Raw genomic sequence first — 19267 nt, forward strand, 5'->3', positions numbered from 1 at the left:
GGTATAGAAAGTCCTTATGCAGGGTAATGTCACATCAGATGTACCACGATTCGGTGGGGTTGGACAACCCGAATTTAACCTTTGTCTCATTGAAGGCTCTGAGCAATGGCATTGCCGCGCTACAGCAATATCCATTTCGCTCATCAGCCGCCCATGACGAAAGTGAGCACGAATGTATCAAGCCGTAAGCCTGTTCATGATAAAGGACCGTCCTTTTCGTACTTTCTATCTTTCGCATCTCTGGAAGCGAAAAAGCCGGAACCGATGCAGCTTACACCGATCCCGGCCCAAAGACATAGACCCCGTAAGGCTGATCCTCAGAAGGCGGCCTCCTCCATCTCCATCAGGGTTTTGGACCCGGCCATGATGGTGATGAACAGGGCGTTGGTCTGCGGCAGCAGTTTCGCCGTGTAGAAACGGGCCGTCCTGATCTTGGCTTCGAGGAAGGCCGCGTTGCCCTCCCCCGCCGCCAGTTTGGCCCGGGCGGCCTTGACCATCCGCAGCCACATCCAGCCGAGCGCCACCAGACCGAACAGCCGCAGATAGTCGGTCGCCGCGGCCCCGGCCTCCTCCGGGTCCTTCAGCCCCTTTTGCGCGATGATGGCGGTCGCCTGCTGCAGCTTGGCGAAGGCTTTGGCGAGGGGCAGGACGAACTCGGCCAACTCCTCGTTCTCCATGTCGGCCTCGATCTCGGCGCCGACGGGGTGGAAGAAGCGGCGCAGCAGCCGGCCCATGTCCTGCGGCAGCTTGCGTCCCACAAGGTCCAGCGCCTGGATGCCGTTGGTGCCCTCGTAGATCTGGCAGATCCGGGCGTCGCGGACATACTGCTCCACCCCGGTTTCCCAGATGAAGCCATGCCCGCCATGCACCTGCACGGCGATGTTGGCCGACTCGAAGCCGATGTCGGTGAACAGCGCCTTGACGATCGGCGTCATCAGCTGGACGAACTCGTCCGCCTCCTTGCGCGTCTTTTCGTCCGCGTGCTTCTCCGCCACGTCCAGCTTGTAGCCGACCAGCGCGCCGAGCGCGCGGGCGCCCTCGGTGTAGGCGCGGGCGGTCAGCAGGTTCCGCCGCACGTCGGGATGCACGATGATCGGGTCGGCGGGCTTGTCGGGGTGCGCCGTGCCCTTCAGCGAGCGGCCCTGGAGCCGTTCCCGGGCGTAGGCCACCGCGTTTTGATAGCTGACCTCGGCCACCCCCAGCCCTTGGATGCCGACGGCGAGGCGGGCCGCGTTCATCATCACGAACATCGCCCGCATGCCCTTGTGCGGCTCGCCGACCAGCCAGCCGGTGGCGTCCTCAAAGTTCATCACGCAGGTCGCCGAGGCCTTGATGCCCATCTTGTGCTCAATGGAGCCGCAGGCGACACCGTTGCGCGGGCCGACCGTGCCGTCCCCGTTGGGCAGGAACTTCGGCACCAGGAACAGGCTGATGCCGCGCGTCCCGGCCGGTGCGTCGGGCAGGCGCGCCAGCACCAGATGCAGGATGTTCTCGGTCAGGTCATGCTCGCCGGCGGAGATGAAGATCTTCGTGCCGGTGATTCTGTGGCTGCCGTCCTCCTGGGGGACCGCCCTGGTGCGGATCAGCCCCAGGTCGGTGCCGCAATGCGGCTCGGTCAGGCACATGGTGCCCGCCCAGGTGCCGTCGACCAGCCGACCGAGGAAGCGCTGCTTCAGCTCCTCCGACCCATAGGTGGAGAGCGCGTTGTAGGCGCCCAGCGACAGGCCGGGATACATACCGAAGCTGAGGTTGGCGGAGCAGATGAACTCCTCCAGCATGGTGTTGACCAGCTTGGGCAGCCCCTGCCCACCATAGGCCGGGTCGCAGGACAGCCCTTGCCAGCCCGCCTCGATGTACGTGCCATACGCCTCTTTGAAACCCTTGGGCGTGCGCACCACGCCGTTCTCGAAGGTGCAGCCCTCGCCGTCGCCCGACTGGTTCAGCGGGAACAGCACCTCTTTGCACAGCTTGGCGCCCTCCTCCAGGACCTGGGCGATCAGGTCGGGGGTGGCGTCCTCGTAACCCGGCAGTTCGGCCAGCTTGCCCGCCCCGACGATCTCGTCGAGGACGAAGCGGACATCCTCCAGCGGAGCCTTGTAGATCGGCATTGCTCAGTCCTCCCCCATCAGTTCCGCAGCGGCTTGCCGGTGGTCAGCATATGCTCCACCCGGTCGATGGTGCCCTCGGTCCGCACCAGTTCCATGAAGGCCCGGCGTTCCAGCGCCAGCATCTGGTCCTCGGTCACCGGCTGGGTGACGTCGGCCTTCGGCCCGCCGGTCAGGATGCCGGCCAGCTTGCCGCAGACGACCATGTCGTGCGGCGTCGCCTTGCCCTGGAGCGCGAAGCCTTCGAGGAACAGCTCCAGCGCCGCCCGCCCGTTGGGGCCGGGGAGCGTGTAGGTGACCTTTTCCGGCGGGGTGTAGTCGACGGCCAGTTCCAGCGCCTTGGCCTTGGCGTCGGCCAGCAGGCGGTCGCGGTTCATGGTGATGCCGTCGCTCGCGCGCAGGTACAGCAGGTCCTTGGCTTCCGCCGCCGACTTGGCGACCTTGGCCAAGCTGATGGTCTCGAAGGCCCCGGCGATGGGCGGCATCGGCCCCTTCGGGGTCCGCGGGTTGGCGGCGTGGCGGGCCAGCATCTCGGTGCAGCCGCCCCAGCCGGGGATCAGCCCGACGCCGACCTCGACCAGCCCCATATAGGTCTCGGCGTGGGCCTGGACGTGGTCGGAATGCAGCAGGATCTCACAGCCGCCGCCCAGCGCCATGCCGCTGGGCGCCGACACCACCGGGAAGGGTGCGTGTTTCAGGGCGCGGTAGGCGCGCTGCCCGCCCTCCACCAGCTCCTCGATCTGCGGCCACAGCCCGACGTTCAGCGCGAACAGCGCGAGGCCGAGGTTGGCGCCGACCGAGAAGTTGTCGGCCTCGTTGTGGATGACCAGCGCCTTCCAATCGCCTTTTCCGTCGCCGATCAGCGTCATCGCCTTGCCGTAGGCGGCCATGACGTCGCCGTCCAGCGCGTTCATCTTGCTGGTGAACTCGACGCACAACACGCCGTCGCCGATGTCCCACAGGCTGGCCGAGCCGTTCTTCCACACCGGCTTCGACGCCCGCTTGATGTCCGACAGCAGCAGAACGCCGTCGGGACGCACCACCGTGTCGTAGAGGCCGGCGGTGGTCAGATGCTGGAGCTTGCCGTCCTCCACCCGGTAGAAGGGCCGCCCGGCGGCCTGCTCGACCAGCGGCGGGACGGGGATGCCCTCGCTGCGGCAGAGGTCGGCGAACCATTCGGTGCCCAGCCGGTCGATCAGCTCGAACGGACCCTGCTTCCAGTTGTAGCCGAGCCGCATGCCCTCATCGACCGCGACGATGCTGTCGGCGATCTCCGGCACCAGCGACGCAGCATAAGACAACGTGTGGGCCAGCACCCGGCGGGCGTACCGCCCGGTCCTGTCGGGGAAGTCGGCCAGCGCCCGCAGGTCGCGCCCGGCGGCCGACACGCTCTCCAGCTTCGGCCTGTCCGAGCGGCGGTAGGCGCCGGTGGACAGGTCGATGGCCTCCTTGACCTTGGCGCCGCCGTCGCGGTTCAGGCGGTAGAAGCCGCCCTTGCCCTTGCGGCCGGTGTAGCCCTCCGCGATCATCTTGGTGATGACCGGGTGCTCGCGGAAGGCGGCGCGGTAGGGGTCGTTCTCCGGCAGGGTCGCCAACAGGCTCGCGGATATGTGCGGCATCAGGTCGAGCCCGACGAGATCGACCAGACCGAACACGCCGGTCTTCGGGATGCCCATGGGACGGCCGACGATGGCGTCGGCCTCCTCAACCGTCAGGCCGAGATCGACGGCGGCGTTGATCGCCGTCTGGATCCAGTAGACGCCGATGCGGTTGGCGATGAAGCCCGGCGTGTCCTTGCAGCGCACCACGCCCTTGCCCAGCGCGCGGTCGCCGACGTCGGCGACGGCGGCCAGCGCGTCGGGCCGGGTGGCCTCGCCGCCGACGATCTCCAGCAGCCGCATGTAGCGCGGCGGGTTGAAGAAGTGGGTGATCAGGAAGTCGCGCTTGAAGGCGTCCGACTGCCCCTCGACCAGCACGCCCAGCGGGATGGTCGAGGTGTTGGACGACACCACGGAGCCTGCCTTTCGCACCGGGTCGATGCGGCGGTAGAGGTCGGCCTTGACGGCCGGATTCTCGACGATGGCCTCGACGATCCAGTCGACGTCGGCCAGCAGGGCGAGGTCGTCCTCCAGATTGCCCGGAGTCACCAGCTTAGCGTTCTTCGGGTGCATGAAGGGCGCGGGGTCGGTCTTCAGGAGCCTCTGGACGGCCCCCTTGGCGATGGCGCTGCGGTCGTCACCCTCCTTGGCGGGGATGTCGAGCAGGACGACGGGGATGCCGGCGTTCGCGAAATGGGCGGCGATGCCGCTGCCCATCACGCCGGAGCCGATCACGGCGGCGCGTTTGATCTGCATGGTTGGTGCCTCCCTGTCCCGCCGCCGTCAGACCGCTTCCAGAACCGTGGCGATGCCCTGGCCGCCGCCGATGCACTGGGTGGCGAGCGCGAACCGCTTGCCCTCGCGCTTCAGCAGGGCCGCGGCCTTGCCGGTGATGCGGGCGCCGGTCGCGCCGAGCGGGTGGCCGAGCGCGATCGCGCCGCCGTCCAGGTTCACCTTGGCCGGGTCGATGTCGAGGTCGCGCATGCAGGCGATGGCCTGGGCGGCGAAGGCCTCGTTCAGCTCGATCACGTCGATGTCGCGGATCGACAGGCCGGCGCGCGCCAGCGCCTTCTGCGCCGCCGGCACCGGGCCGAGTCCCATCACCTCCGGCGCGCAGCCGGCCACCGCGACCGAGCGGATTCGGGCGAGGATCGGCAGACCGTTGGCCTTGGCGTAGGCCTCCGTCGTCACCAGAACCGCCGAGGCGCCGTCCGTCAGCGGTGAGGAGGTGCCGGCGGTGACCGAGCCGTCGGCCAGGAAGGCGGGCTTCAGGCCGCTCAGCGTCTCGCCGCTGGTGCCGGGGCGGATGCAGCCGTCGCGCTCCACGAGGCCGGCGGCGGTCTGGATGGCGACGACCTCCTCGGCGAGGCGCCCGGCCTGCTGCGCCGCGGCGGCCTTGGCGTGGGACTCGGCGGCCATCGCCTCCTGGTCGGCGCGGGAAATCCCGTAGCGGCGGGCGACATTCTCCGCCGTGACGCCCATCGAGCAGTAGGCTTCCGGATAATGATCCTTCAGGCCCGGATGGGGCAGCGGGTTGTAGCCCATCATCGGGACACGGCTCATCGACTCGATGCCCCCGCACAGGAAGACCTCGCCCGCCCCCATCTGGATGGCGCCCGCCGCCTGATGGATCGCCTGCATGGAGGAGCCGCAGTAGCGGTTGATCGTGGTGGCCCCGGCGGTCAGCGGCAGCTTCGCCAGGAAGGACACGGTGCGGGCGATGTTCATGCCCTGCTCGCCCTCGGGGAAGGCGCAGCCGACGACCACATCCTCGATGTCCTGCGGGTTGACGCCCGTGCGCTCGACCAGCGCCGCGACGACATGGGCCAGCAGGTCGTCGGGACGGATTTTCGCCAGCTCGCCCTTGTTGGCGAAGGCGAAGGGGGAACGGGCGTAGCCGGCGATGACGACCGGATTGGCGGGCGTGGTCAAAGGCGCCGAGGTCATGGTTGCGTGTCCTCCGGGGTGTGCGTCTCCGTGATTCCGTTCTTGCGGAAATGGTCGGAGATCTGGGTGTCGATGATGCGCAGCTCGCCCAGCGTCTGCTGGACGTCCTGAAGCTGCCGTTCCAGGTCGGCGATGCGGCGGCGGGCGATGCGCTGCATGAAGCGCATCTGCTCCTTCTGGATTTCGTCCGCGTCGTAGAGGGTGAGGAATTCCTTGATCTCGGCGAGGCTGAAGCCCAGCCGCTTGCCCCGGCAGATCAGCGCGAGGCGCGCGCGGTCGCGGTGGCCGTAGACGCGGGCGGTGCCGTCGCGTTGCGGCGCCAGCAGCCCTTCGTCCTCGTAATGGCGGATGGTGCGGTGAGTCAGACCGAACTCGTCGGCCAGTTCACCGATGGCGAAGGAGCGTCCGGCACCATCGGCGCCGGGGTCCAGCCCAATGTCCAGCCCGACGTCGGCGCGCGTGCCCAGCCCCATCAACCTTGCGGGTTGCGACATTCCCCACCCTTCCCTTGATCGTCATTGCCCTTAATTGTCATGGGTTGACGTTTACGTAAAGGTAAGGTGCTTGCCATTTGCTGTCAAGCGGGCAGCCCGTTCCCATTCGGGCGCCCTCCCGATGGACATCCGGGGTGCGGCGCGGGCGCGCTGTGACAGCATGCCACGGGCGGTGTGCCTACCCAGCTATGGCAGGCTCGGGGCACTCAATGAACAAAGCCGCCGGCGGAACCGGGCCAGACATGGCCGGGCGCAACGGCCGGTCACAGGGCAGGACAAACCGGAGTCACGGCAAACAGGGTTGGGACAGCCGATGTCGTCGCGCGCCATCGTATCGCTGGGCGTCTGGATACTCGCCATGGTGCTGATCGGCACCTTGACGGTCGGGGTCGCGTTGCTGTTCTACGTGGCGCTGACCGCCTTCTTCGCGGTCGTGGTGGCCATCCTGATGCTCGTCACCCGCCAGCGCAACGAAGAGCACAAGACGAGCGTCTGATACCGGCATCTGGCCCGGCCAGTGCCGCAACGGCCCGTTTCAAAAAGCAAAAGCCCCATCGTCTGCCACGCGGCGGACGATGGGGCTTTTCCGTTTGGGCCGCCTACTCCGGCAGGACGCGCAGGCGCGACGCGGCGGTGCGGGCCGACTGGTGCGGGCGGTAGAGGTCTTCCACCGTCGCACCGGGCTGGGCGTAGTCGCCGGGCGTCACCGCGCGCACCAGATAGACCAGCCGAAAGCGCGGCGCCTGCTTCGTCATGTCGAGCGCGGCGACGAAGCGGTCGTCGCGGTAATCGATGGCGCGCGGCGCGGTCAGCTCGCCCAGCCAGGACAGGTCGCCCAGCGGCGCCCCACCCCCGGCGAAGCGGGCGGCCTCGATCTCGAAGCCGGCGGGCAGCGGATCGGACACCAGAACCTGCCGGTCCACCGGATCGGAGGCGCTGCCTTCCAGGATCACCACCAGCCGGTCGTTCGGGCGGACGGCGCCCGGATCGGCGGGGCGGCCGGTCATATCGAACAGGCCGCGGGTGACGGTCATGCCCTGCTCCTCCGCCCCCGGCGCCGCGTCGGCGATGCCGGACACCGACAGGATCTGGCGCAGCGGCTCGCCCCCGGCGTTGCGGATGGCCGGCGGGGCCGCCGGGTCGATGCGCTGGAACAGCGGCTTCGCCCCCTCGGCGACCTGATCGGCGCCTTGCTGGTCCTTCTGGGCGATCTTCATCGACGGCGCCCGGTCGATCAGCGCCCTAGCCGCCTGGAGAAGCCACGCCTGCTCCTGCACGCCGGTGGTGCGGACGGCGGCGTAGGTCTTGGACAGGCGTTCGGTCGCCTGGGCCAGGCGGTCCCGCTCAACCACGCCGCTCTCGCCCATCAGTGCCACCACGCCGGCCTCGTCGCGCAGGGACGAGCCGTAGTCGCGCAGGCTGGCCGACACGACGCGGGCGCCGGACAGCCGCCCGAAGGCTTCCGCCGCGCGGTCCTTGTCGCCCAGCGCGGCGATGGCCGTGGCGACCTGGGCGCGGGCGAAGTCGGTCTGCAGCTTGTCCCAGAAGGTCTCCTGGAAGTAGCGGACCGCACCGGCGTCGATCATCTTGGCGCGGGCCAGCACATAGAGCGCGTAGGCGCGGGCCGGCTGCTCGTCGGCCTCCACCCAGGCGTTGTCGAGCGCGCCGCGCAGCCCGTCGAGTCCCTTGCGATACGGCCCCTCCGGCACACGGTAGCCGGCGGCCTTGGCGCGGCCCAGGAAGTCGAGCGCGTAGGCGGTCAGCCAGGAATCGGCCTCCCCCTTCGGCGACCAGGCGGCGAAGGCGCCGTCCATCCGCTGGAAGGTCAGCACGCGATCGACCGACCGCTGCACCCGCGCCTTCACCCGCTCGTCCGAGGCGACGCCCAGCGCCACCGCCACATCGCCCAGCGACAGCAGGGGCAGCGCGCGGCTGGCCGTCATCTCCAGCCCGCCGGGGCCGCCGCGCTCCAGCGCGGTCAGCAGGCCGGGGATGTCGAGGTCCGGCAGGTTGCCGAGCGACAGGGCCGCCGTCGCGGTCTCCGGACGCAGGCCGTTCAGCAGGTCGGCGGGCAGTTCGACGCTGCGCTCCGGGGCCAGCATGGCGGTGGTGCGGCGGGTGACCAGCGGCGAGGCCGGCCGCACCGGGATTTCCCACTGGCGCGTGATGCGCAGGCCGTCCGGCCCGGTCACGTCCAGCGCGATGTGCCCCGTGCCGACGCCGTTGGCGGTCAGGACCCGCCCGGCGGTGGCCCGCTTGCCCTTGCCCAGCTCCGGCACGGCGATGTTGCCCTCGCTGAGCGACACCGCGCCGCTGGCGATCAGGGAAATGGTGTAGGCGCCCGCCGGGCCGGCGACGTTGTCGAGAGTCACCGGGACCACCGCCCGGTCCCCCGGCGCCAGGAAGCGCGGCAGGCCCAGATCGGCCAGCACCGGATCGGCGACCAGCATGGAGGATTCGGAACGGCCCAGCTTGTCCCCGCTCCACGCCACCGCCATCAGGCGCAGCCGGCCCTGGAAGTCGGGGACGTCCAGCGGCACCGCCACCTTGCCCTCCGGCCCCACGGTCAGCACGCCGGAGAACAGGGAGACGACGCGTTCCGACTTCTGCGGAACGGTGACGCCGACCTGGCGCAGCCGGGGCGCCGCGCCGGGGCGCGTGCGGGCGGCGTCGAGGACCGCCGGATCAATCAGCCGCCCGAAGGAATCGCGCAATTCCACGCCGAGGCGACGCTTGCCCAGATAATGGTCTATCGGGTTCGGCGAATGCTGGTCGGTGAGCTGGAGCACGGCGTCGTCCACCGCGGCGACCGTCACATAGGCCGGCTGGCCCTCCGGCGCACCCTCCACCACCACCTCGGCGGTGACGGAGCGGCGGGGCTCGGTCTGCGCCGGGGCGGCGACGCGCACGTCCAGCGCCCGCTCGTCCCCGTCCACGGCCAGCCAGGACAGGCCGACGGCGCGGCGCGCCACGCCCTTCGACGGGCCGCCCGCGGCGTCCGGCGCGCCGAAGGCGGTCGCCAGCACATAGACGCCGCCGGTCCAGGTCGGATCGACGGGGATCTCCAGGAAGGCCCCCTCCGGCCCGATGCGGCGGGTCGAGGCATCGCGGATCTTGCGGTCGGCGACGGTGATCAGCACTTCGCTGTCGTAGGGCGGCTTGACGTAGACCCAGGCGGTGTCGCCGCCCTTGTAGGCGGGCAGCATGACGGTCACGTCCACCTGATCGGGACGCTCGCCGGCGGTCGGGGTCATCCACCAGCCGGCGGCGAAGCGCAGGCTGCTCGCCACGCCGGTCTTGGGATCGAACACCTCCAGCCGGTAGCGGCCGGCGCCCACCGGGGCCTCCACCGACCCCGGCTTGGCCGCCTGGGCGGCGAGCGTTCCGCCGGTCACCCGCTGGTCGCGCACCGTGACCTTGTAGTCCCAGCGTCCGTTGGCCTCGAACCAAGCGTAGTCGTACTCCTCCTCGAACAGCTCGTAGGAGAGGTCCTCCTTGTCCATCGGCTGGCCGTCCGGCCCGACCGCCACCACGTCGAAGCCGGCGGTGGCGCCTTCCGGCACCCCGTCGCCCTCGAAGCGCGGGCGGATGCCGACGGCGAAGGGCTGGTGGCGCACCGGCAGGACCAGATCGCGGCTGACCGAGCGGCCCCCGATGTCGAGCAGGGTGGCGCGGACCACCGCCTCCAGCGGCTTGGTGCTCTCCGGCGCCTTGGGCAGCGCGAGGTCGGCCTTGGCCTGCCCGTTGCGGTTGGTCGTGAAGCCCGGCAGGTCGCTGCGCAGCGGCTTCACCTCCTCCTGCGTGAGGCCGAAGCGGTAGCCGGGCAGGTTCGGGTAGGGATTCGCCGCGGCGCGCAGAGTCACCGCCAGCTCGCCCGGCAGGCCCGCCGCCGGAGCGCCGTAGAGGAAATGCCCGTCAACGGTCAGGGTCGTCTTGCCATCCGCCGGCAGCTCCGCCGCCTCGGCGGCCAGGGCAACCTCGAGGCGCGGCGGCACGAAGTCCTCGACAAGGAATTCGGCGCGGCCCAGCACCGGGCCCATGGTGTTCGGCTGGGCGCCCGCCTCCGGCTCGCCGTGGGCGGTGACGGCCCAGGTGCCGGTCATGGCGTTGGCCGGAATCTCGACGCGGGCGGCGAAGCTGCCGCCGCCGGATTCGGCGAGCGGACGGCGGTCCACCTCGAAGCCGTCCGGACGCTGGATCTTCAGCGTGACGGGACGGCCGGTGACCGGCTTGGCGTCGGCGTCGCGCAGCAGCGCCGCCAGATGCACCGTCTCGCCGGGGCGGTAGATGCCGCGCTCGGTGTAGAGGAAGGCGTCGGGCTGGCCGGGGGCCGGGCGCGCCGGGACCACCGCCGCCACACCGCCCGGCGCCGCGTTGGGCGCCCCGGCCGCCGGCGGCGCGTTGGCCAACGTCGGCGTCACGAGGTCGAGGAAGCCGAAGTCCCCCGCCCCGCGGTAGGCGAACAGCGCCTGCACCGGTTCCCGCCCGGCGGCGCGCAGGGCGGTGAGGTCGAAGCGCGCCAGCCCGTCCGCACCGGTCAGCGCCTTCCCCAGCTCCTCGTTGTTGCGGGCGAGCAGGCGCAGCTCGACGCCGGCCTCGGGCGTTGCGCCCTTGACGGAACGGGCGAAGACGACCAGCGCGTCCTCGCCGGTGATGGCGTTCAGGCCGAGGTCGGAGACGACGAACCATTGCGTCGCCTTGTGGTCCCAGCCGCCGGGCTTGATGTCCTCGGTGCTGGCGACGGCGATGTAGACGCCGGGCTCCAGCCGGCCCAGCACGGCGTCGATCGGAAAGGGCGTCACCACCGCCTGGTTGCGGCTGTTGCTGATCGCCATTTCCCCGCGCCACACCTCCTGGCCGGAGCGGTCGAGGATCTCGCCGACCTCGTGGTCGGACATCTGCTGGCCGATGCGGCCGAAGTAGATCTTCTCCACCAGGCTGCGGTCGTTGATCCGCAGCACCTGGAGCTTCGCCCGGTCGAGGTTGATGGAGCGCAGCGGCAGCCCATCGGCGCCGATGCGCGGCAGGATGTAGCCCGCCCCGCGGAAGGCCAGCGCCGGCTTGCGGTTCGGCACCTCGATGTCGCGCGCGTCGGGGTTGGGCAGGCGCTTCCCGTCGCTGCCCGGCAGCCCGTCGCGCAGGGTGATGCGGTAGCTCTGCCCGTGCTTCAGCCCCTCGACGCAGAGCGTACGGTCGCGCGCCACGGCGGTCCCGTCGAAGGCCGCTCCATTGCCCGCCGGCGTCACCTCCACGTAGTCGCGGTAGTTCACCGCGCGCGACTTCTCCAGCCGGTCGGTGAAGGTGAAGCAGGCCTGCGGCACGTCGCGCTCCGCCACCACCTCGGCGGAGGAGACGCCGAAGGGCACCGGCTCGGGCGGCGCGTCGGCGGCGATGACGGGGGTTGAGGACGCGACGAGGACGGCACAGACACGCGCCACTGCACGCAACATTCGATCTTCCCTGGACCAGCCGCCCGGCGCGGCGCGCGCGGGCCTATGCGAAAACTTGGGGCCTGCGAAAACACCGTTTTCGGCAAACCGGCGCGGAGTATGCCGAAGCGCCCCTGGTTTCGCCACGGCTTTGCGGCCCAGCCCGGAAAATCCCGCAGCGCGGATGAAGGGGTGAATGAGGGGTGGATCGGGCGCGGATCAGCCGGCGAAGTCCAGCGTGAACTGGCTGCCCTCGCCGGGCCGGCTGTCGATGCGCAGGCGCCCGCCGTGGGCCTCCATCAGCGACCGGACGATGGCCAGCCCCAGCCCGCTGCCCTGCCCCGGCAGCGCCACATGCACTGCGGCCTGACCGAAGGGCTCCGCCGCCTGATGGAGCTGCTCCGGCGTCATGCCGATGCCGTTGTCGGTCACCCGGACGCGGCACCCGCCGTCCGCTCCGCCGCCGACCGTCACCAGGATGCGCCCGCCGTCCGGCGTGAAGGTGACGGCGTTGGCCAGCAGGTTCAGGAGCATCTGCTTCAGGGCGCGCTCGTCCGCGGAAACGCTGTGGTGCCCCGGCTCGACGTTCATGTCCAGCCGGATGCCCTTGGCGTCGGCCTGTGCCGCCACCATGCGGAAGGCCCATTCCACGATCGGCGCGACGTCGAGGTCCTCCGGATGCAGCGGCAGGGTCCCCGCCTGGAGCCGCGACAGGTCCATGATGTCGTTGATCAGCCCCAGCAGATGCCGCCCCGATTCATGGATGTCGCGGGCATAGTCGGCGTAGCGCGCCCCGGCCTGCGGACCCAGCATCTGGTCGCGGATGACCTCCGAGAAGCCGAGGACGGCGTTCAGCGGCGTGCGCAGCTCGTGGCTGACGCGGGCGAGGAAATTGCGGTTCAGCGCCAGGGCGGCGCGCAGCCGCTCCGCCGTGCGGTGCTGAAGCAGCAGGAACAGCGCCATCAGCAGAACGGATGCGGTCAGGATCGCCGCCAGCAGAAACAGCGTGTTCCTCAGGTCGGCCACCGCCGCCTCGATGTCCGTCCGCGCGATCCCCACCGTGGCGACCAGCGGGTAGTTCTCCACCACGCGGTAGGCGAAGGCGCGCAGGACACCGTCGGTCTGGGATTCCTGCCAGTAGATTCCGGAGAGCGACCGGCTCATCTCCTCCCACAGGCGGGACTGGGGGATGGCGAGGCCGACCGCCTCGACGCCCCGCGAGGCGCCGCGGGCGCGGATCACCTTGTCCATTCCGATCAGGGTCACCGCCCCCTGCGGCCCCAGATTGGCCTGCTGGTAGAACTCGCCCAGGACGTCGGGATCGACGTTGGCGACCACGATGCCCGCGAAGCCGCCGTCCTCGTCGGTCAGCCGCCGGCTGAGGCGCAGCAGCGGTCCGCCGCCGGTCGTTCCGGGAAAGGGCGTGCCGATGTGCATCAGGTCGCGGCCGGTGTCCTGGTGGAAGGCGAAGGCCGCATCGTCCCGCTCGTTCGCCTGCCCGCCCGGCCCTTCGCTGCGCAACAGCACGGCCCCGTCGGCGTCGAGAACGGTGAAGTGGTGGATCAGCGTCGGATCGTAGAGCGTCTGGTCGAGGAAGTTGCGGACGCCGGGCAGGCCGGCCTCGCCGAACTCCAGCGCCAGGGAGCGCAGCGTGATGTCCACCTCGTGCACCGCACGGTGGGTGCTCTTGGCGAAAGCCCGGACCATGGTCTCGGCCTTCTCCACCGCCTCGCGCGTCTGGCCGTCCAGAAGTTCGCGCACCACCTGCGCGTAGGCGCCCCAGACCACCGTGATCGCGATGGCGGCGATGGCGAACACGCACCAGCGGAACGAGATCGGCAGGCGCATCCCGGCTCTTCCACAGGCGGTCCACCGCGGCCGGTCCGGACAGTGATCCGTTCCGGCCCGGCATCGACCCAAGAGCACAAGGGGTATCACGCTATGGAAGCGGCGGGCAAGCCCCTCCATCGCGCGTTGCTGTGGAGCGCGCGCCGATCATCGACGCGCGAAATAGGCCGAAAGCCGCTCAACCGCGCCATCGAGGATCTCGTCCCTTTTGGAGAAGCAGAAGCGGATGAAGCTGCGCGGCGCATCCTCGACGAAGAAGGCGCCGACCGGGATGGCCGTCACCCCGGCCTCGGCGGTCAGGCGGCGGCAGAAATCCTCGTCGTTTCCGTCGAAGCCGAAAGGCGACACGTCGGCCACGACGAAGTAGGTGCCGGCGGACGGCAGCACTTCGAACCCCACGGAACGCAGCCCGTCGGCCAGCCGGTCGCGCTTGGCCTGCAACCCGCCGGCCAGAGCGGTGAAGTAGGCCTCGTCCTTGCCCAGCCCATAGGCGACCGCCGCCTGGAGGTTGGGCGGCGTCGTGAAGGTGATGTACTGGTGCGCCTTGACGACCGGCTGGAGCAGGTGCGGCGCGCCGGTGACGTAGCCGACCTTCCAACCGGTCAGCGAGAAGGTCTTGCCGGCCGAGCCGATCTTCAGGCAGCGGTCGCGCATGCCCGGCAGGGTCATCAGCGGGATGTGCGCAAGCCCGTCGAAGATGATGTGCTCGTACACCTCGTCGCAGACGGCGAAGGCGTCGAAGCGCTGGACGAATTCCGCCAGCAGCTCAAGCTCCGCGCGGGTGAAGACCTTGGCGGCGGGATTCAACGGATCGTTGATGAGGACGAGCTTGGTCTTGGGCGAGAAGACCGCCTCCAGATCGGCACGCGTGAAGCTCCAATCCGGAGCCTTCAGGCTGACGAAGCGCGGCACGCCGCCGGCCAGCCGGACGATCGGCAGGTAGCTGTCGTACATGGGCTGGAACAGCACGACCTCGTCGCCCGGGTTGATGAGGCCGAGCAGGCTGGCGGTCAGCGCCTCGGTGGCGCCGGAGGTCACCATCACCTCGGTCTTCCAGTCGATGTCCAGCCCGTAGAAGCGCTTGCCGTGCGCGGCCACCGCCTGGCGCAGCTCCGGCGTGCCCATCATCGGCGGATACTGGTTCCAACCCTCCAGAATGGCCTTGGCCGCCACGTCCAGCACGTCGGCGGGGCCGCGCTCGTCGGGAAAGCCCTGGCCGAGATTGATCGCCTTGTGCTCGTCCGACAGGCGGGACATCACCTCGAAGATCGTCGTGCCGTAGCTCGACAGGATTGCGTTGCCGGACTTCACCTTGAGCCTCCTGACCACCGAAGCGGACAGGAATGCCGCAGCGGCCGTGCGCTGTCCAGCGTCCCGTCCGCAGAGCGGCCCGGCGGCAATGGCGGAGACCGGGCCGCTCAGGCGGTTGCGGCGGCCTTGGCCCTGGCGGCGTTGCGGCGGTGGCGCAGCTTGATGCGGATACGCTCGACGGGGCTGAGCAGCCGGGGGTGGCGGCGCTTCAGCCGCACGAACAGGCGGCGGGCGTCCGCGGAGTTGCGCAGCAGGATCACCCCGCCGGCCAGCGCCACCGGAAAGCCGAACGGCCCCGGCAACGGCGACATCAGGGCGCCCAGACCAATCAGGCTCCACCCCGTGCCGATCAGAGCGAGTTGCCGGACCCGGGCAAGCGTGGGCCTGGCAAGCGTGGGCCTGGCGAGCAGCGAGCGGGGGATGGCGGCGCGACGATGCATCGGGGCTCCTCCTCCTGTGCCTGCAGCCATATGGGAGCATAAGGGCACAGGGGAAGAGGCCGGACGATGTGACTTTTCGGGGGAGGCCGTGGGGAAAAGGGTGGAGAAAGGGGCGTGTCAGTGCAACGGCGCGGCGCTGGCGGGCGGCCCGAGGACGAACAGCGCGGCGGTGACCTCCGCCGGCGCCGGCGCCCATTCGAAGTCGCGCATCAGTTCGCTGCGCGCGGCGTCGGCGCGTTTCGCCAGGGCATTGCCATTGCCGCCGGTGCGCCGGGCCGGCTTGCGGCCGCGCCGGTCGGCGCAGCTTTCCAGCATCAGGCGGATCATCCGCTCCCGCTTGGCGGCGTCGACGAAGCCCGACTGGTCGAAATACAGCTTGGTGAAGGCAACCTCGGTCACCGTTGGCGTGGCGCCCTGCTTGCCGACCAGCACCGCCGCCACCAGTTCAACGCAGCGGCCGGCGTAGTCGGGGATCGGCGCCGTGCCGTCGTCGGCGCGGTCGTATTGGCGGCTCGGCAGTTCGACCAGCCGCCCGGTCGGCTCCTTCACGAGGTAACGGCGCCACACCGGCATATCCGCCTCCCGTCTGGTTTCCCCATGGGCTGAAAAAAGGGTACACCAGACCGCACCGCGACGGAACAGCCCCTTTCCGGCTTCGGCCGGAACCGGACAGCACTCACCGGAGGAGAGGCGCGGCTCAACCTTCGGGAACGGGAAGGGTTTAGCCTGATGAAACTTCTGCGATTCGGCCCGCCGGGCCATGAGCGTCCGGGCCTTCTGGACCGCAATGGCGTGATCCGCGACCTGTCGGGCGTGGTGTCGGACATCGGTCCGGCCGCCCTGACCGAGGATGGGCTGGCCCATCTGCGCACGCTCGACACCGACCGGCTGGCCCAGGTGCCGGACGGGACCCGGCTCGGCCCCTGCGTCGCCGGGGTGTCCAAGGTGGTCTGCGTCGGGCTGAACTATCGCGCCCACGCCGCCGAATCCGGCCTGCCCGAGCCGGCGGAGCCGGTGCTGTTCATGAAGGCGACCACCTCCATCTGCGGCCCCAACGACCCGGTCCAGATGCCGCGGGGCGCCACCAAGCTCGACTGGGAGGTCGAACTCGGCATCGTCATCGGGCGCACCGCCCGCTACGTCGATCAGGCCGACGCCTTCGACCACATCGCCGGCTATTGCGTCCTCAACGATGTATCGGAGCGCGCCTTCCAGACCGAGAGCACCGGCCAGTGGGTCAAGGGCAAGAGCGCCGACAGCTTCTGCCCGATCGGTCCCTGGATGGTCACCCGCGACGAGGTGCCCGACCCGCAGGCGCTGCGCCTGTGGCTGGAGGTCGACGGCCAGCCGATGCAGGACAGCACGACCGCCGACATGATCTTCGGCGTCGCCGAGATCGTGTCCTACATCAGCCGCTTCATGACCCTGCTGCCGGGCGATGTCATCGCCACCGGCACGCCGCAGGGCGTGGCGCTGGGCCGCGGGCCGAACCACCCCTGGCTCCAGCCCGGCCAGACCATGCGCCTGGGCGTCGAAGGGCTGGGCGAGCAGCGCCAGTCCGTCCGCGCCTTCGAAGGCTGAGCGGCGCCGGGACCGGAATAGGAGTGTCTTCGATGAAGCGAACAAGCCGTCTGGCCGCGTGGCTGCTCGCCGCCGGTGTCGGCACCCTGGCGGCCTCCGGGGTCGCGTCCGGCGCCGCCCGAGCCGAGGATGGCGCGGCGGCGCTGGCCGGGAAGACCTGCGGCACGCTGGTATCGCGGGTGGCGGAGATTCCCGGCTCCGGCCCGGTGTTCCTGCGCAGCTACGACAGCAGCTTCGGCGTCGGCCAGACGTCGGAGCTGCCGCTGCGCGAGGCCGCCTTCACCTATGACAACGCGCTGGCCGTCATCGCCCTGGTCGCCTGCGGCAAGACGGAACCGGCGCTGCGCATCGGCGAATCGCTGCTCTCCGCCGCCACGCTGGACCGCGCGCGGCGCCAGGGGCGGCTGCGCAACACCTACCGCGCCGGCGCCCAGACCCAGAAGCCGATCCCGCCCAACGGCTGGTGGGACGTCACCGCCAACCGCTGGTTCGAGGACGCCTATCAGGTCGGCTCCGCCACCGGCAACGTCGCCTGGGCGGGGCTGGCCCTGATGACGCTGGACCAGGCGACCGGCGAGCAACGCTTCCGCAACGGTGCGGCGGAGCTGGCCCGCTGGGTGGTGGCCAACACCGCCGACCCGCGCGGGCCGGGCGGCTTCAACGGCGGCGTCCAGGGCTTCGACGACAAGCCGCAGCCCCTGACCTGGAAGGCGACGGAGCACAACACCGACCTCGTCGCCCTGTTCGGCTGGCTGGAGCGCAGCGGCACCCCCAGGGAAGGGGGCGGCGACTGGGCCGGGCCGGAGAAGGCGGCGCGCGGCTTCCTCGACCGCATGTGGGCGGACGGCGGCGGGCATTTCCCCACCGGCACGGCGCCGGACGGGGTGACGGTCAACCGGGCCACCTCCGGCCTCGACGCCCAGCTCTGGCCGCTGCTGCTGCGCGGCGCGCCGGAGGCGTGGCGGGCGGCGCTGGACTATGCGGAGAAGGCCCACGGGGTCGACGGCGGTTTCGACTTCAACGACGATCGCGACGGCATGTGGGTGGAGGGCACGGCGCAGGCCGCGCTGGTCTACCGCCTGCTGGGACGGTCCGACGAGGCGCAACGGCTTCTGGCCGAGGTCGGCAAGGAGGTCAGCCGCGGCGGCCATGTCTGGGCGACACGCGAGGACAGCATCACCACCGGCCTCGCCATCGGGCCGGACAGCACCACGGACGATTTCCGCTACTACCGCCGCCCCCACCTGGCGGTGACGGCCTGGACGGTCCTGGCCGCCGTGGGCTGGAACCCGTTCACGGGTGAGCGGGTGAAGTGACGGATGAAAAGCCCCTCTCCCGCCCCGGGAGAGGGTGCCCGCGTCAGCGGGCGGGTGAGGGTCGTGCAAGGATCAAGAGGCTGATTCTTGGTGTTACCCTCACCCTTCCCGCGCTTTCGCGCGGGCCCCTTCCCTCTCCCGGAGCGGGAGAGGGAGATTCAAAGCCTTACTTGCGGACCTTGTTGATCTCGCCCTGCAGCTCGTTCAGCAGGTCGGCGCCGCCGTCGGCGGCGAACTTGTCCATGGCCGGCTTGACCATCTCACGCATGCGGCCCAGCTCGGCGTCGCTCAGCTCGTTGATCTGCATGCCCTTGTCCTTGAGGTAGGCGATGCTCTGCTTCGACGCCTCGCGGCTGTCCTTGCGCTCGAAGTCGCGCGAGGCGACGGCGGCCTCGTTGATGATCTTGCGCTCGTCAGCGGACAGGCCGTCGTACCAGCGCTTGGAGGCCAGAACGATCCACGGGCTGTAGACGTGCTTGGAAATGGTCAGATACTTCTGGACCTCGTAGAACTTCGAGGACTGGATGGTAGTGACCGGGTTCTCCTGGCCGTCCACCGTGCCCGTCTCCATGGCGGTGAACAGCTCGGAGAAGGACAGCGGCACGGCGTTGGCGCCGAAGCCGTTGAACATGTCGATGTAGACCGGGTTCTGCATGACGCGCAGCTTGATGCCCTTCAGGTCCTCGACCTTCTCGACCGGGCGCTTGCTGTTGGTCAGGTTGCGGAAACCGTTCTCCCAGTAGACGAGGCCGACGAGGCCCTTGTCGTTCAGCTTGGCCGCCAGCTTCTGGCCGAACGGGCCGTCGAACACGGCGTCGGCCTCCTGCTCGTTGTTGAACAGGAACGGCAGGTCGAAGACGGCGAAGTCCTTGACGATGCCGACCAGCGTGGCGGTCGAGCCAACCATCATCTCCTGCGCGCCGCCGATCAGGGCGTTCTGCATCTGGATGTCGCTGCCCAGGCTGGCATCGGCGAAGCCCTTGACCTTCAGCTTGCCGCCGGAGCGCTTGGACATCTCCTCGACAAAGAATTTCACGGCGCGGCCCTGGTTGCTGCTCTCCGACAGGCCGTAGCCGAAGCGGATCAGGCGCGGCTTGATGTCCTGGGCGGAGGCGGCGACGGGGGCGAGGATGGCGGCGGCAAGGCCGGTCGCCAGAAGGACGGAACGGAGCAGCTTCATGGGTCGGTTCTTCCCTGT

The 19267-nt window shown here is 69.9% G+C and carries 13 protein-coding genes; 3 read left to right on the forward strand and 10 right to left on the reverse strand.

All coding sequences use genetic code 11. The annotated features are described in order from the left end of the window. Window positions 1-317: 317 nt before the first annotated feature. Genes ACWPN5_RS21925 through ACWPN5_RS21940 form a run of 4 tightly spaced genes read right to left on the reverse strand, consistent with a single transcriptional unit; the run spans window position 318 to window position 6144 of the window. Window positions 318-2108, reverse strand: coding sequence for an acyl-CoA dehydrogenase C-terminal domain-containing protein (locus ACWPN5_RS21925; protein ID WP_492297351.1), 1791 nt, complete (start codon window positions 2106-2108; stop codon window positions 318-320). 17 nt (window positions 2109-2125) lie between these two features. Continuing rightward, window positions 2126-4459 (reverse strand): 3-hydroxyacyl-CoA dehydrogenase/enoyl-CoA hydratase family protein, encoded by a 2334-nt coding sequence (locus ACWPN5_RS21930; protein ID WP_492297353.1) that lies wholly within the window; start codon window positions 4457-4459, stop codon window positions 2126-2128. A 27-nt stretch (window positions 4460-4486) separates the two neighbouring features. Beyond that, window positions 4487-5650, reverse strand: coding sequence for a thiolase family protein (locus tag ACWPN5_RS21935; protein WP_492297355.1), 1164 nt, complete (start codon window positions 5648-5650; stop codon window positions 4487-4489). Then, window positions 5647-6144, reverse strand: coding sequence for a MerR family transcriptional regulator (locus ACWPN5_RS21940; protein WP_145680968.1), 498 nt, complete (start codon window positions 6142-6144; stop codon window positions 5647-5649). The genes ACWPN5_RS21935 and ACWPN5_RS21940 overlap by 4 nt, the downstream gene beginning before the upstream one ends. 301 nt (window positions 6145-6445) lie before the next feature. Here ACWPN5_RS21940 and ACWPN5_RS21945 point away from each other — a divergent pair, with 301 nt between their 5' ends. Beyond that, on the forward strand, window positions 6446-6640 hold the full coding sequence (locus tag ACWPN5_RS21945) for a hypothetical protein (protein WP_492297356.1): 195 nt from the start codon (window positions 6446-6448) through the stop codon (window positions 6638-6640). A gap of 103 nt (window positions 6641-6743) precedes the next feature. On the opposite strand, the gene ACWPN5_RS21950 is transcribed toward ACWPN5_RS21945, so the two are convergent. From ACWPN5_RS21950 to ACWPN5_RS21970, 5 genes are all read right to left on the reverse strand, one after another. After that, entirely contained in the window at window positions 6744-11594 is a 4851-nt protein-coding gene (locus ACWPN5_RS21950; RefSeq protein ID WP_492297357.1) for an alpha-2-macroglobulin family protein, read from the reverse strand. 198 nt (window positions 11595-11792) lie between these two features. Beyond that, window positions 11793-13421 (reverse strand): sensor histidine kinase, encoded by a 1629-nt coding sequence (locus ACWPN5_RS21955; protein WP_492297359.1) that lies wholly within the window; start codon window positions 13419-13421, stop codon window positions 11793-11795. 147 nt (window positions 13422-13568) lie between these two features. After that, entirely contained in the window at window positions 13569-14732 is a 1164-nt protein-coding gene (locus ACWPN5_RS21960) for an aminotransferase (protein ID WP_145680972.1), read from the reverse strand. 107 nt (window positions 14733-14839) lie between these two features. After that, window positions 14840-15172, reverse strand: coding sequence for a hypothetical protein (locus ACWPN5_RS21965; RefSeq protein WP_492297361.1), 333 nt, complete (start codon window positions 15170-15172; stop codon window positions 14840-14842). A 117-nt stretch (window positions 15173-15289) separates the two neighbouring features. Then, window positions 15290-15745: a hypothetical protein gene (locus ACWPN5_RS21970; RefSeq protein ID WP_145680974.1), complete on the reverse strand. Its 456-nt coding sequence runs from the start codon at window positions 15743-15745 to the stop codon at window positions 15290-15292. Window positions 15746-15901: 156 nt separating this feature from the next. Between ACWPN5_RS21970 and ACWPN5_RS21975 the strand changes: the two genes are divergently transcribed. Together ACWPN5_RS21975 and ACWPN5_RS21980 are read left to right on the forward strand one after the other, a co-directional pair. After that, entirely contained in the window at window positions 15902-16753 is an 852-nt protein-coding gene (locus ACWPN5_RS21975) for a fumarylacetoacetate hydrolase family protein (protein WP_492297363.1), read from the forward strand. A gap of 32 nt (window positions 16754-16785) precedes the next feature. After that, the gene (locus ACWPN5_RS21980; RefSeq protein ID WP_492297365.1) at window positions 16786-18069 is read left to right on the forward strand and encodes a hypothetical protein; all 1284 of its coding nucleotides are present in this window, start codon (window positions 16786-16788) and stop codon (window positions 18067-18069) included. 166 nt (window positions 18070-18235) lie between these two features. Here ACWPN5_RS21980 and ACWPN5_RS21985 read toward each other — a convergent pair whose 3' ends face one another. Beyond that, window positions 18236-19249 carry a TRAP transporter substrate-binding protein gene (locus ACWPN5_RS21985; RefSeq protein WP_492297367.1) on the reverse strand — a complete coding sequence of 338 codons (1014 nt, stop codon included), beginning with the start codon at window positions 19247-19249 and terminating at the stop codon, window positions 18236-18238. Window positions 19250-19267 lie beyond the last annotated feature (18 nt).

The organism is Azospirillum sp. UENF 211521 (genome assembly GCF_058780535.1).